Below are 13,943 nucleotides of genomic sequence, written 5' to 3' on the forward strand. Positions count from 1 at the left end.
ATAAGTAATATAATAATAAGAGGGAGTGTTATGTATATCTTTGGTTATGGAAGTCTGATCAATGCTTACTCACGTCAACGTACAGGTAATACTGGTGAAGCTATACCTGTTGTCGTTGATGGCTTACAACGGCATTGGGGAAAAATAGAAGGTAGTTATCCTATTTCGCCATTAGTTGTTGTACAACAAAAAGGCCAGTGCAATGGTGTACTTGTGAAGGTTGATGCGTTAGCACTCGCTGAGTTTGATAAGCGTGAACATGGTTATCAGCGAGTAGAAATCCAATGGGATAATATTACTTGTGTAGGTAACCAGTCTTTAGAACTAAAAGGCCCTGTATGGGTATATGTTAATGACGATTTTTGTTCTCCATGTTGTCAAAAACCCATCATTCAAAGCTATGTTGATACTGTTTTAGCTGGGTGTTTAGCTATTTCTCCCCAGTTTGCAGAACTGTTTATGTCAACAACAAAGGGATGGCAACATGCTTATGAAAATGATCGACATCAACCAAAATACGGTAATTTAGCGCATGTATTTGAGCAAGATAAGCACGTAATTGACCAATTAGTTCAATTGGCAATAATACGATCTCAGCAGTTGTTATAAGAATAGATAGAATTATGGCCAAGCCCAATAAGAAAGGACCGATTAAAACGGTTGATGTGCTATGTTGTCGCTGTAAAACGCTGCTATTTAAATATCGTAAAGGTGGTAAAGGAGCGCTAGTGAAGTGTTTCAAGGAAAGGATTAGTAAAGATTTTACTCACCAAGCGTGCACTTGTCCCGAATGCAATACGGTATTTGCTCGTGAAACCTTGGTGAGGGGGACGCCGGCATATAAAATTATTGGCGGTAAAGCGATAGCGAAATAAAAGGGCATTAAACAGCATTTGTTTTCATGATTGTTTAATGCCATTTATATTACTTAAGTACAATTGGCTGCGGACAATTTATTTTTTTGCTGATTAATACTGCCTTTAAATCTAGCAGCTTACGCTTATAGGTTGCACGAACTAGTTGGTAATCAATCGAAGGAGCAAACCATAATGAAAGTTGGCGATCACTTTTCTTTATTTGGTCAACTCGAATTGCTTTTAGCTCACCAAAATTAGTCGCTATGGTCTCTTCGCCGATAACTTTAAAGTAGTAATGGCTGGTGTCATCGCTATTTTGTAAAATAAAGTCAAAATTTTTCTTACCTAGCATAATATCCAATCGCATCTGTGCACTGATTGTATCACCATCAAGTATTGGTAATAAGGCTTCACTGAATTGGTGTGATTTTCCATCTTCAATCACTGTTGATTTTGCGCCGTTATCGCTAAAAGTAGCTGATACTTTACCGGTCATTAAACCTTTTATATTACGCTCAAAAGAATCAGTCACAAAACTTTGACGTTGTAGTGACCAATGAAATTTTGAATGTTGGCTCAATTTTGCCTTAGTAATTAACACGCTGACTGTGCTATTAGTATAAACATTAGCCTGAGTACCATTCCAAACTAAATTTCGTTGATAATTACCAATATGATGACCTTCGAAAAAAATCTTGTAATTCAATGTCTTATTACATTGGTTGTGCTTGTCAGGTAATAATTGAGTGGGAGTATTATCCATAGTGGATGGGGTCGCTAATGTGTTTGCGTTAGCATAAATGATGGAGCTAAATATACTCACCAAAGAAAAAGTAATAATAGGCAATAAACGCACGAACACTCCTGAAGCAATTAAAAATAACGATGTTAATAATGAATGTTAATAGTCTAGCAGATGTATCATAAAATTAACGCTGTTAATTACGCTGCAATATTGAGATAACAGTGTGAATAATTGACAATTAAATAAAAAAATAAATTTTTTTAAAGTTACTTATAATCAGTAGGTTAAGAAGACGTTATGAATGGTGTATTTTAAAAATTAATATTAAATATGATAACTTATTGTTTTTAAAATAGTAAATTTAACTCGCCATAACCTAATTATGTGGCAGTTTAAAGTCAGTCATTTGACGTAATCCGTAGAGAGGCCTATTTTTATTTGGTTGTTATTTATGTATTTTACTGAGAGGAGTTGGAAATGAAAAAGATGAACTCGTCATATCGATTACAGATTATTAAGGAAATTGCCCAGAAAAGGCAAATGCAGTCCACCGATGATCCGATGGCGAGGCATATATCTGAACTCCTTGATTGCCATCATGATGCACCAATAAGAACAACGCCTACTTTTTTGGATAACCATTATGATGATCATATAGGTGGCTGGGTCAGTGATCTGTGGCAACCAAATAAGTAAATAATAGCGATTAATTGGGTCATCTTATTTTAAAAGATACGATATTACTCGTATCTTTTGTGCTGTTGTTAAATCTGAAGTATAAAAATTGTTAGTGAGAGACTGGAACAAATATCTGCACTGATGTACATTGCGTCGTCTTTATTTTTTTAGGCTGACAAATGAATTATACCGAATTTGATAGTTACATACGTAAATGGATTTTCACTCATGCTTCAATGCCTGTTGCTGAAGCTGATTTAGTACAGATAAAACCATTTACTCAAGCTCGTTCGGCGCAATTGTGGTGTGAACACGTGAGTAGCCAAAGTTCTGATGCTGATCATTTTGAAAAAGGTGATTGGGCGTTCGATAAAAAAATTTGGTCAGACGCGATAGATTGGCAACAAGCTTGGGACAGTGATGAGCCTGAGTTACCTGCGGAATTGTTGGCAGATATTAAGTGGGAAGATAATACCACTATTTTCTTTTGCTATGAAAAATACAATATCATTGAAACTAAATGGGGCGTATTTAAACGTAACTGGAAGAATTTTTTGTTTTTTGATGATGGCCCATTATTGCTTGGACGTAAACAAAATCAAGTAGTTTGGTTTCAATCAAATGGTACATTTCAATTAGCAACTCGCCCGTAAATTAATTTTAAATGCCGTCTAAATAATTACTTAGACGGCATTTTTATTAAAATGAATTACATTCTATAATACATCCCTTTCCTGCTATTTTTGCTTTATACATAGCAATATCTGCTTGAGATAAAATTTCATCAATTGTTTGTTGTTTGTTCGGATGAGCGTAATAGCAGCCAAGGCTAGCACTAACCGTTAAACGGTATTTCTCAATGATAATCGGTTGTTGTAATACGCTTAGTATGCGCTCACATGTTTGGAGAACATCGTCATGTCCAGCTGCGGGGTTAATGATTGCGATAAACTCATCACCAGCAAGACGTGCTATCATATCGCTTTTTTTCACAGAGTTACGTAATTTATTTGCTGTGATTTTGAGCACTTGGTCACCCATTTGATGGCCGTAATTATCATTTATTCGTTTAAAGTTATCTAGATCAATAAACAGCACGGCAAATTTATGCTGTGCTGTATGTTGCATTTTAAGTTCACAGTTTAAGCGGTTATTAAGAGCTGTTCTGTTGGGTAATCCTGTTAATGGGTCATGATGATTAATATGAATAAGGCGATCAATTTCTTTTATTGTTGTAAGATCGGTTGCAATAATTGAATATTGTATATTATTGTTTTTATTATGATCGGTGAATTTGTTTATTTTTACGTATACAGGAATGTTTTTTTTGTTAATAGCGTGCTGAACATTAAATTCACCTTGCCACTGATGAGAGTTATTCAGCTCATGAGAAAGGGAGGCTTTAATGTTTTTGTATGCGGCTGTGTTGATAAATTTTATTAAAGGTTGATGAATGATATTTTCATATTCAACCCCAATTAACTGGCAAAAGCTAGGGTTAACTTGCTTAATAATACCATAACTATCGATAATGATAATTACATCCTGACTATTATTGAAAATACTTGAAGTTAATTGTTTTTGACGCATGACGGCTTGTTTTTCTTTAGTAAGTATAGATATTTCTAAATCTATTTGAGAATCTTTCTCTGCAATCTCTTTTATCATCATACAATAATATTCAAAGGTGTTATTTATATTAGTCTCATGAATGATTGTATTGTTTGATATATTATTTCTATCATTGATCACTTCTGTTAATTGGTTTAATGGGCTTATAAACCATTTATTTATACAATTTATAAGATAACAAAAAACAAATAAAAGAGTAAAAACAAATAGAATATTTATTTTTATGCTGTGATTATGAATGGCATTCAAAGTATCTTTGCCAAAGAAATGTATCTCAATAAGTATTTGAAAAATAAAGTAAATTAAAGAGAAACAAACAGTTAATTGAAGAGCGATATTTCTATATATTGAGTAGTTTGAAGAAAACCCTTTTAAGGTTAGCATGGAAAACACCTTTGGACATTAATTCTAATGGTGTAATAACAATACTAGCCATAATGTCTATTACACCTTAATGATTTATTTTTAGTATAAGGATAGTCGAAAATAATATCATGGTATTAACTTAATTGCGCATATCAAACTTATAAGTATTTCTTATTGATATATGTATCACTATTTATTTGTATCTACTTTTATAGTTTATTCGTTTATGCTTAATATTAATTGATCAATTGTTGCTTTGCTTTTTTTGATGTTATTTTCATTGGAATGAACAGAATGTTGGTTAGTTATTAATGGTTGTTTTAATGGAACAGCACAAACGATAAAAAAACGCGAGCTTTGATTTGTTGTCGTAATGATTATAGGAGCAGAGGTAGGCTCAAATAACCCCATTTGAAATGGTGTTAGTTTGTTATTAGCACTATAAGCAATTCCTGATTTTAAGTAGATAAAGCCTGATAGATATTGCTTAGGTGGGGTAAAGTACCATCTGCTGTAAGAGGTCATTATAATATCGAGAAAAATTAACTCGCAATGATTGATTACAGGGCTAGTATGTTGGTGATAGCTTCCAATGAGTACTTTAGTTGTTGAATGGTTATCTTCAACAAGGGGTAATTGTTCCTTAGGGAATAATTGGCTTATAGGTTGACACATTTCTTGATTATCAGTAGTCGGTAACGCTGTCCATAATTGTATCGATTCTCTTGTTGATTGTTGGGGTAAGAAGGTTGATTTGTGAATAACACCTTGGCCACTGGTCATTATATGAATATCGCCACTATTAATCATATGATGCTGTTGTGTTGAGTCATGATGCGAAATAATCCCCGTTAGTGGGTAGCTAATCGCTTCTATTCCTGAATGGCCATGAAAATCTAAGCTATGGTTTGTTGGTATCTTTGACGTAAAGTGTTCCCATAAAACAAATGGATTTGTAGTTGCAAAATGCTGTTCATGGATAAAGGAAGTGGTAGTGCCTTTTTTTATGCCATGGCGAATATGAATAAGCTGTCTACTTGTCTGCATAAGCTACATTTATTTCCACTTTATAAACGAAAGTAAAGCTATGGTTATGCTTAATGATTCAATTTTACCTATGTTCTCATTAAGATAACTATTAATACATTTATTATCTAAAGCGTAGTCGCAATAACGATTATTTGCTGATGAATAGCATGATTTTTGTGATTTTATTTCTAATTACTGAGTCGGAGCTAATGCCTACCTAAGCTGTTATATTGATAGGCTTGTAATATAATATCCAATTAGTCAGTTATATATTTCAATGAGTAGTTTTTATTCTAGCCTTTTCATACCTAATTCATTGAAAAAATAAAGTAGGGTACCGTAATGACATTATCTCTAGGTGGTTTGTTTAAGCAACAAGCGTTTATTAATGGTGAGTGGGTAAATGCCTATTCAGGAAAATCTACTGTTGTTACTAATCCAGCCACAACTGAAGTCATTGGCAATGTGCCTTTGATGGGGGTGGAAGAAACACGGGTTGCGATAGAAGGTGCAGATAGAGCGTATCGACAATGGTCAAAAACGACAGCTAAATATAAAGCCACTGTTTTACGTCAATGGTATCAGCTGATTATTGATCATACCGTTGAGTTAGCAACTATTTTAACTTTAGAGCAAGGCAAGCCTCTTAATGAAGCGAAAGGTGAGATTGCGTACGCTGCTAGCTTTATTGAATGGTATGCTGAAGAAGCTAAGCGCATGAATGGTGAAATAATTCCAAGCCATAAAGCTGATGCGCGTATTTTAGTTTCACGCCAAGCTGTTGGTGTCGTGGCAGCTATTACACCATGGAATTTTCCAGCAGCAATGATTACTCGTAAATGTGGTCCTGCATTTGCAGCTGGTTGTGCAGTGGTATTGAAACCTGCTCCTGATACTCCTTTTACAGCTCTTGCATTTGCAGCATTAGCTCAAGAGGCTGGTATTCCTGATGGTTTATTTAATGTGGTGACAGGTGATGCCGTTAAGATTGGTACAGAATTAACCGGTAATAAGAAGGTTAAAAAGATATCTTTCACTGGTTCTACGGCGATAGGCAAACTATTAATGGCACAAGCGGCAACCACCGTTAAAAAAGTTTCATTAGAGTTAGGTGGAAATGCACCGTTTATTATTTTTGATGATGCTGATATTGATCGTGCAATTGATGGTGTGATGATTGCTAAGTTTCGTAATGCTGGTCAAACTTGCGTATGTGCTAATCGTATTTATGTCCATGATAGTATTTATGAACAATTTGTTGAGCGATTAAAGAAACAGGTAGCGTTATTAAAGATCGGTAATGGACTTGATGCTGACGTTACTATGGGACCATTGATTAACCGAGCTGCAGTTGAAAAAGTTGAACGCCATATTCATGATGCGATACTAAAAGGTGCTCGTTTAGTTTTAGGTCGCCAACAAGCATCGAGTGACTGCTTTGTTACACCGACTATTATTCGTGATGTTAATGATGACATGCTTGTTGCAACGGAAGAAACCTTTGGACCATTAGCGGCTCTTTTTAGTTTTAGTGATGATCAAGAGGTGGTTACTCGCGCCAATAATACTGATTCAGGTTTGGCTGCTTATATTTATACGCAATCACTCTCGCGCGCATTTAATGTTAGTGAAGCATTAGAATATGGCATGGTTGGTGTTAATGAAGGACTTATTTCAACTGAACTGGCACCATTTGGTGGCGTAAAAGAGTCAGGGTTAGGTCGAGAGGGGGCACATCAAGGTTTAGAAGAGTATACCGAAATGAAATATACCCTTATGGGTGGTATTTAATATCGATTATAATTAGTCGTTTTAACATGTTAATAGCTTCGTAGATGCAGGGATATTAACTTAGAAATAGTTTTGTTTATTTTCTAGGTAGAGTAAAGTGAAACGATAAACTTTTAACATATTGTTAAAACGATTAATTATAAATAGTAAACCAGTTGTCGTGGGAAGCGGCAGTGCATGATTGCGTAGCGACTGGAGAGGGAGTTAAAATAATGTTACCAGCATTAACCTATCAAAGCAGTATTGATGACGTTGTATTGTCGTATTTAGCAGCATTGTCGAACGCTGGTTTTCAAGGTGATATTGAAAAAACCTATGCCAGCCGTTTGGCTGTAGCGACGGATAATAGTATTTACCAACAGCTACCACAGGCGGTAGTGTTACCGCGTAATATTGACGATTTAACTTTGCTAGGAAAAATAGGTAGTCGTGGTGAGTTTCAACTTGTCACCTTTTCTGCTCGTGGTGGTGGCACAGGAACTAATGGGCAGTCACTTACCTCAGGTATCGTGGTTGATCTCTCTCGTTATTTTAATCAGATACTTGAAGTAAACCCAACAGAAGGTTGGGTTCGAGTACAAAGTGGTGTGATTAAAGATCAACTTAATGATGCGTTACGTGCTCATGGCTATTTTTTCTCGCCAGATCTTTCAACCAGTAATCGAGCGACTATCGGAGGTATGATTAATACTGATGCTTCTGGTCAAGGATCATTAAAGTATGGTAAAACCTCTGATCATGTTTTGGCGCTTACCGCAGTATTGATTGATGGCTCAGTATTAAATACTGAACCTCTCACATCAGAACAATTAGAGAGATTAAATAGTACTTCGTTTGTTGGTAATGCCTTGCAAACGACAGCTCAAATTTGTCGAGATAAGCGCCAACCAATACTGGCTAAATTCCCCCAACTTAATCGCTTTCTTACGGGTTATGATTTAAAAAATGTTTATGATGATCAACTTCAACAGTTTGATATTGCACGCCTCTTATGTGGAGCTGAAGGATCATTAGCGTTTATAGCGGAAGCTAAGTTAAATATTACCCCAATTCCTAAATCTCGCACCCTCGTTAATATTAAATATGATAGCTTTGATTCTGCATTACGTAATGCACCGATGATGGTTGAAGCGCATGCATTATCTGTCGAAACAATTGATTCTAAGGTATTGAATTTAGCCAAAGAGGATATTGTTTGGAATACTGTTGAAGATCTATTAATGGATGTACCTGGCAAAACCATGTTGGGTATCAATATGGTTGAGTATGCTAGTAATGATATTGCCGATAATCAACAGCAGGTTACCGCACTCTGTCAGCGACTCGATCAACTGATTGCCGATCAACAAGCAGGAATTATTGGTTATCAAGTCTGCAATGATTTAGCGAGCATTCAAAAAATTTACACTATGCGTAAAAAAGCTGTCGGTTTATTAGGGGCAGCCAAAGGCACTAAAAAGCCGATTGCGTTTGCAGAAGATACCTGTGTACCACCTGAACATTTAGCAGATTTTATTGCTGAATTTAGACAGTTATTAGACGAAAAATCACTAAATTATGGCATGTTTGGTCATGTCGATGCTGGCGTATTACATGTGCGTCCGGCATTAGATATGTGTGATCCTCAGCAAGAGTTGCTAATGAAACAGGTGTCTGATCAGGTGGTTACATTAGTCGCTAAATATGGCGGTTTAATGTGGGGTGAGCACGGTAAAGGATTTCGCTCTGAATATGGACCTGCATTTTTTGGCGAGGAATTATTTACCGAGTTACGTCGTATTAAAGCCGCATTTGATCCTTACAATCGTATGAATCCGGGTAAAATTTGTACACCGCTTGGTAATAATAGTGAATTGGTTAAAGTTGATGGTGTTAAAAGGGGTTTTTATGATCGTCAGATAGCGATTACTACTCGAGAAAGTTTTAAGCAAGCTATGGAGTGTAATGGTAATGGCTTGTGTTTTAACTATGATACCAGTTCACCAATGTGCCCATCGATGAAGATTTCGGCTGATCGTCGTCATTCACCGAAAGGGAGAGCAGGGTTGGTACGTGAATGGTTAAGACAATTAGCTGAGCAGGGAATCAATGCTGATGAACTAGAGCAGCGACTATTAACGACATCGCCAACAGTAAAACAGATTATTGACCGTTTAAAGAATACGTATGGCACTAATCGTCATCAATATGATTTTTCACATGAAGTGATGGATGCGATGAATGGCTGTTTAGCGTGTAAGGCCTGTGCTAGTCAGTGTCCGATTAAAGTTGATGTTCCTAGTTTTCGTGCTCGGTTTATGAATATGTATTACAGTCGTTATCAGCGCCCAGCAAAAGATTATTTAGTCGCTTATGTTGAAAACGTCTTACCATTAATGGTGAAAGCACCAGTAATAGTTAATAGCCTTATTCGCCCACAATGGTCAAAAAATTTAACATTAAAAACCATTGGCTATGTTGATATGCCATTACTATCAGTACCCACTTTAGTAGAAAGCCTTGATGGTCATCATGCATTGTGTTTTGACATGCAGTGGTTGCAAGCTTTATCGGATAACGAACGTCAAAATTATGTATTAATTGTGCAAGATCCGTTTACTAGTTTTTATGATGCTCAGGTTGTACGTGACTTTATTCATTTAATTGAAAAACTAGGTAAAAAGCCAATTTTATTGCCATTTAAACCTAACGGTAAGGCACAGCATGTTAAAGGTTTTTTAAAAGCCTTTGCGAAAACAGCAACGTCAACGGCCGATTTTTTAAATCAATTAGCCGTGTTAAATATTCCGATGGTAGGCGTAGATCCCGCTTTAGTACTGTGTTATCGCGATGAGTATGCTGAAATATTACAGCAACGACGAGGTAAATTTACAGTGCTAGCCGTACATGAATGGCTATTACCGTTATTACCGCAGTTGCCTCAAAAACAACAGTTGAATGATAATCCATGGTACTTATTTGCTCATTGTACAGAAAAAACAAAAATGCCGAATGCTGAAAAGCAGTGGGGGACTATTTTTAGTCACTTTGGCGGTGTAATGGAATCAGTAGCGGTTGGTTGTTGTGGAATGGCTGGGACTTTTGGACATGAAGCTGATAAGTTTGAAGCCTCTAAAAAGGTGTATAATTTGAGCTGGAAAACAAATGTTGAGCAATATGATCCCGCACGTTGTATGGCAACCGGGTATTCATGTCGTAGTCAAGTAAAGCGGTTAGAACATATCCAATTTAAACATCCAGTACAGGCTTTATTGCAATTGGTTGATATACAATAGCTTATTATTGATAAGCAAGATTATGTGATTAACAATAAAAAACGAGCTTAATAATTAAGCTCGTTTTTTTATATGGGACATTGAATCTGTAGCTTAGCTTACTGAACGGTATTCGTTGTCAGGACATAACCAGCGGTAAACAAGGCCTGCAAGTACAGCACCAATAAGCGGTGCGACCCAGAACATCCATAGTTGTGATGTTGCCCAGTCGCCAACAAATAATGCAGGACCAGTACTACGAGCAGGGTTAACTGACGTATTTGTTACTGGAATACTGATTAAGTGGATAAGTGTTAGTGCAAGACCAATAGCAAGACCAGCCATTTGTGGTGAAGAAAGCTTATGCGTTGCACCTAAAATTACGAATAAGAACATGAACGTCATTACGACTTCGGTAACAAATGAAGACAGTAGTGAGTAATGACCAGGAGAATGGGCACCGTAACCGTTAGAAGCAAAACCATTAGCAAGATCAAAGCTAGCATTACCACTTGCAATAATATACAACACGCCAGCGCCAGCAATACCGCCGAGTACCTGTGATGCAATATAAGGGATAACGTCACCTGTAGGGAAACGACCGCCAGCCCATAGACCAACAGTAACTGCTGGGTTTAAATGACAACCTGAGATATGACCAATTGCGTATGCCATAGTAACAACGGTTAAACCAAATGCGAGCGCCACACCTAAAAAGCCAATACCTAAATCTGGGTATGCTGCAGCTAATACCGCACTACCACAACCACCTAAAACTAACCAACCGGTGCCAATAAACTCAGCAACTAATTTTCTCATCATAAAGCTTATTTCCTTTTAAATTGCGATCCAGATTACGTTTAGAAAGTATCAATAATGAGTTGATAAGACTCTTTAATTTATTCTCGTAATGGCTGAATGCTTATACCTGGTTGATTATTGATAACAATATTACTTTTAATCATTGTTGTAATAGTTGTATTTATCATCATCAAACTGGTGCTAGACGTTCCTAATTTGTGGCGCATATACTGAATTAAAAACGTTGTGCAATCTAGCCTCCATCTAAAACTTTAACCATAAATTATTTTTCTAAATAATAATTTATTCTCACGAATATTAGATGTTAGTTGAATAATTATTTCATAGATGAAAATAAGTTTAGCAACAAATGGCTATTTGTCAGATCTATTTGCTGTTAATTTACGGATTATTATTAAAATGTGATTATTTTATAAATTAAATTTTAAGTTAAATTTATTTAATTAATTTAATAATATCAATAAGATACTGTTTTTATCTTAGTCGCTTTCATCAAATAAGTAATTTTCTAATTGCTCTGATAGCCATTTTACGACAGTACCGCGACGAGCTTCATTTTCAACAACTTCACCATATGATTGCCAATTCATTGCTCGATTGTACTTAATGACTTTAAGCGTTCCTTCTCGTAAATGCTGCTTAATTAAGATGGCGGGTAAAGATGACCAACCAGTTTGATCAAGTACTGCATCCCGTAAATGCTCATAAAAAGATAACGCGATATATTTGCCAGCTTTAGGGGTCACAATACGTAAACTTTCTTCATCAAAATAAGCAACAGCTATCTCAGTGTAGCGCTCTAGATCAGCATCATTAACTTTGCGAAGTTGGCTAAGAGGGTGATTTTTATGGGCGACAGACATCATACGTATTTGACCTAAGTCTGTTTGTTGTAGTCGTGAAAAAAGATGGGTATCAGGTAATAAGCCATAAGCAACATCAACTAAATTTTGTGCCACCATTTCTTCAAGTTCTTGAGTTGGGGCACTATAAATAGAGACACTTGTTTGTGGAAATTGAGTGCGAATTTGACGTAATAATTGACGCCATAATGCTTCTGGTAAGGAATCATCTCGTGCTATACGTATACTCGCTTCAACGCCAACATTATATTGTTCACATCGAGTATGGATATCTCTCGCAATTAAGACGATGCGCTCGAAATCATTGACAGTTGCTTCACCTATAACCGTTGGTGTAATGCGATTTCCGCTACGGTTCAGAAGTTCAACCCCTAAATTATCCTCTAATGCGCTTAATGATGCGCTAACAGTCGTTCGACTTTTACCATGCCGACGGGCTGCTTCGGCAATTGAGCCTGTTTTTAACGTTGATAGAAACATTTCAATTTGAGCTATTTTCATTGATGGTACCGATAGGTTAAATGTGAAAGCACAATGAAGTGTAATAATACTTTTTAGCGACGATAAACCTGACGCTCAGTGATTATAGTATTAATAGAAGTGGTTGTATCATCTCATTAGTTTCACAATTAAACAAAAAAACGACGAAAAATTTGTCGATTGAGGTCTATATGTCTAGTTCAATGCAACAAGAGCGCGGTTTACTCCTGTTGTCTACCGTGTCATCGTTTACTTTTGCTATTTTGGGGATTGTACTTGGATCACTTGTTGGTTCTTTAGTGATTATTTTTGATGGTGCATATTCTTTAGTAAGCTTGGCGTTAACTATGTTGTCTTTAGGGGCTGCGCATTATCTTCATAAACCTGAAATAGATAAAGATAGTTCGCAAGTAGCAATGATAGCTCCAGCTGTTATTGCCGTTAAAGGCTTAGTGATTGCTTTAATGTGTATGTGGTCATTTTATTCAGCAATTGAAGCTATTTTAGCAGGTGGTCGTGATATTAATGCAGGCGTGGCTTTAGCCTTTGGTATGATCAGTGTTGTGGGTTGTTATGGCACATATCGTTATATCAAAGCCAAAAGTCAAAATATTTCATCTGCATTGGCTGATGCTGAAGCTAAACAGTGGGTAATGGATACTGTTATCAGTGCTGCTGTGTTAATGGGCTTTGTAGTCGCGAAAATTTTGATGATGACTCAATATTCACATTTAGCTGTTTATGCAGATCCTACAATGGTGATTTTAGCGTCTATCTATTTCATTATTGTTCCTGTGAAAATGGTACGCCAAGCAGCAAGTGAGCTAATAGATATTTATAGTCATGCAGATCTTGTTCATGCACAGCATATAAAATAAAAATTAAATCAGATAAACAAAAAAAGGCCAACAATATATTGTTGGCCTTTTTTTATAACACTAACGTCCAAGAAGTAAGGTTTTTTCAATTTCACGATAATATTGCGCTGTATTAATTAATGAAGTCGCGGTTAATCCTGGAACACCATAGACTTCAACGGTAGTGTTATATTTGGTTTGTACTTTATCAACCAATAAATCAAAATCACCATCACCGGATAATAAAATAATACGATCAACATCAGCTGCATGTTCTAGTACATCGATAGTAATACCAACATCCCAGTCACCCTTTGCTGAGCCATCACTACGTTGAATAAATGGCTTTAGTTTGACTTCAAACCCAATCCCTCGCAGGATGTTTTGGAATTGCCGCTGTTTTTCATCGCCTTTATGAATGGCATAAGCATAAGCAGCAACAATCTCACGATCTTGTGATACTTCTGCCCAAAAAGCATTGTAATCGAAATTACAATGATACTTTTCTTTGACGGTATAATAGATGTTTTGGACATCGACAAAAATAGCAACTTTTTCCACGAGAATCC

General features: G+C 36.3%; 13 protein-coding genes. 7 read left to right on the top strand and 6 right to left on the bottom strand.

Annotation, left to right across the window (positions count from 1 at the left end; translation table 11 throughout):
* Positions 1 to 30: 30 nt before the first annotated feature.
* Positions 31 to 609 (top strand): gamma-glutamylcyclotransferase family protein, encoded by a 579-nt coding sequence (locus tag PPBDW_RS05870; protein WP_036794026.1) that lies wholly within the window; start codon positions 31 to 33, stop codon positions 607 to 609.
* Positions 610 to 623: 14 nt separating this feature from the next.
* A complete protein-coding gene (locus PPBDW_RS05875) occupies positions 624 to 875 on the top strand; it encodes a hypothetical protein (RefSeq protein ID WP_036794027.1) in 252 nt (83 codons plus the stop codon).
* Between the two features lie 49 nt (positions 876 to 924).
* Here the strand turns inward: PPBDW_RS05875 and PPBDW_RS05880 are convergent, their stop codons facing one another.
* Positions 925 to 1,713, bottom strand: a complete 789-nt coding sequence (locus tag PPBDW_RS05880; protein WP_036794029.1) for a DUF3108 domain-containing protein — start codon at positions 1,711 to 1,713, stop codon at positions 925 to 927.
* 366 nt (positions 1,714 to 2,079) lie between these two features.
* On the opposite strand from PPBDW_RS05880, the gene PPBDW_RS05885 reads away from it, so the two are divergent.
* Positions 2,080 to 2,298, top strand: a complete 219-nt coding sequence (locus tag PPBDW_RS05885) for a hypothetical protein (RefSeq protein ID WP_036794031.1) — start codon at positions 2,080 to 2,082, stop codon at positions 2,296 to 2,298.
* Between the two features lie 161 nt (positions 2,299 to 2,459).
* Entirely contained in the window at positions 2,460 to 2,933 is a 474-nt protein-coding gene (locus tag PPBDW_RS05890) for a DUF2947 domain-containing protein (RefSeq protein WP_036794033.1), read from the top strand.
* A gap of 46 nt (positions 2,934 to 2,979) precedes the next feature.
* Here the strand turns inward: PPBDW_RS05890 and PPBDW_RS05895 are convergent, their stop codons facing one another.
* Together PPBDW_RS05895 and PPBDW_RS05900 are read right to left on the bottom strand one after the other, a co-directional pair.
* Complete coding sequence (locus PPBDW_RS05895; RefSeq protein ID WP_082386816.1) at positions 2,980 to 4,296, bottom strand: GGDEF domain-containing protein; 1,317 nt, start codon at positions 4,294 to 4,296, stop codon at positions 2,980 to 2,982.
* Positions 4,297 to 4,494: 198 nt separating this feature from the next.
* The gene (locus PPBDW_RS05900; RefSeq protein ID WP_054261995.1) at positions 4,495 to 5,325 is read right to left on the bottom strand and encodes a pirin family protein; all 831 of its coding nucleotides are present in this window, start codon (positions 5,323 to 5,325) and stop codon (positions 4,495 to 4,497) included.
* Positions 5,326 to 5,649: 324 nt separating this feature from the next.
* Here PPBDW_RS05900 and PPBDW_RS05905 point away from each other — a divergent pair, with 324 nt between their 5' ends.
* A complete protein-coding gene (locus PPBDW_RS05905) occupies positions 5,650 to 7,098 on the top strand; it encodes an NAD-dependent succinate-semialdehyde dehydrogenase (RefSeq protein ID WP_036794035.1) in 1,449 nt (482 codons plus the stop codon).
* Positions 7,099 to 7,310: 212 nt separating this feature from the next.
* A complete protein-coding gene (gene ydiJ / locus PPBDW_RS05910) occupies positions 7,311 to 10,373 on the top strand; it encodes a D-2-hydroxyglutarate dehydrogenase YdiJ (protein ID WP_036794036.1) in 3,063 nt (1,020 codons plus the stop codon).
* Positions 10,374 to 10,466: 93 nt separating this feature from the next.
* Here the strand turns inward: ydiJ and aqpZ are convergent, their stop codons facing one another.
* Together aqpZ and PPBDW_RS05920 are read right to left on the bottom strand one after the other, a co-directional pair.
* Entirely contained in the window at positions 10,467 to 11,171 is a 705-nt protein-coding gene (aqpZ, locus tag PPBDW_RS05915) for an aquaporin Z (protein ID WP_201257791.1), read from the bottom strand.
* 482 nt (positions 11,172 to 11,653) lie between these two features.
* Entirely contained in the window at positions 11,654 to 12,538 is an 885-nt protein-coding gene (locus PPBDW_RS05920; protein ID WP_036794039.1) for a LysR family transcriptional regulator, read from the bottom strand.
* Positions 12,539 to 12,708: 170 nt separating this feature from the next.
* Between PPBDW_RS05920 and PPBDW_RS05925 the strand changes: the two genes are divergently transcribed.
* Positions 12,709 to 13,395, top strand: a complete 687-nt coding sequence (locus PPBDW_RS05925) for a cation efflux transmembrane domain-containing protein (protein WP_036794041.1) — start codon at positions 12,709 to 12,711, stop codon at positions 13,393 to 13,395.
* A 60-nt stretch (positions 13,396 to 13,455) separates the two neighbouring features.
* Here PPBDW_RS05925 and PPBDW_RS05930 read toward each other — a convergent pair whose 3' ends face one another.
* The gene (locus PPBDW_RS05930) at positions 13,456 to 13,935 is read right to left on the bottom strand and encodes a LabA-like NYN domain-containing protein (protein WP_036794042.1); all 480 of its coding nucleotides are present in this window, start codon (positions 13,933 to 13,935) and stop codon (positions 13,456 to 13,458) included.
* Positions 13,936 to 13,943: the final 8 nt, after the last annotated feature.

Source organism: Photobacterium kishitanii (assembly GCF_000613045.3).
Taxonomy (GTDB): Bacteria; Pseudomonadota; Gammaproteobacteria; order Enterobacterales; family Vibrionaceae; genus Photobacterium; species Photobacterium kishitanii.

Bases quoted from the DNA above. Each gene is read 5' to 3' on its own strand.
- ydiJ (WP_036794036.1), top strand. From the start codon at position 7,311: ATGTTACCAGCATTAACCTATCAAAGCAGTATTGATGACGTTGTATTG.
- PPBDW_RS05885 (WP_036794031.1), top strand. From the start codon at position 2,080: ATGAAAAAGATGAACTCGTCATATCGATTACAGATTATTAAGGAAATT.
- PPBDW_RS05875 (WP_036794027.1), top strand. From the start codon at position 624: ATGGCCAAGCCCAATAAGAAAGGACCGATTAAAACGGTTGATGTGCTA.
- PPBDW_RS05890 (WP_036794033.1), top strand. From the start codon at position 2,460: ATGAATTATACCGAATTTGATAGTTACATACGTAAATGGATTTTCACT.
- PPBDW_RS05900 (WP_054261995.1), bottom strand. From the start codon at position 5,325: ATGCAGACAAGTAGACAGCTTATTCATATTCGCCATGGCATAAAAAAA.
- PPBDW_RS05870 (WP_036794026.1), top strand. From the start codon at position 31: ATGTATATCTTTGGTTATGGAAGTCTGATCAATGCTTACTCACGTCAA.
- aqpZ (WP_201257791.1), bottom strand. From the start codon at position 11,171: ATGAGAAAATTAGTTGCTGAGTTTATTGGCACCGGTTGGTTAGTTTTA.
- PPBDW_RS05905 (WP_036794035.1), top strand. From the start codon at position 5,650: ATGACATTATCTCTAGGTGGTTTGTTTAAGCAACAAGCGTTTATTAAT.
- PPBDW_RS05920 (WP_036794039.1), bottom strand. From the start codon at position 12,538: ATGAAAATAGCTCAAATTGAAATGTTTCTATCAACGTTAAAAACAGGC.
- PPBDW_RS05895 (WP_082386816.1), bottom strand. From the start codon at position 4,296: ATGCTAACCTTAAAAGGGTTTTCTTCAAACTACTCAATATATAGAAAT.
- PPBDW_RS05925 (WP_036794041.1), top strand. From the start codon at position 12,709: ATGTCTAGTTCAATGCAACAAGAGCGCGGTTTACTCCTGTTGTCTACC.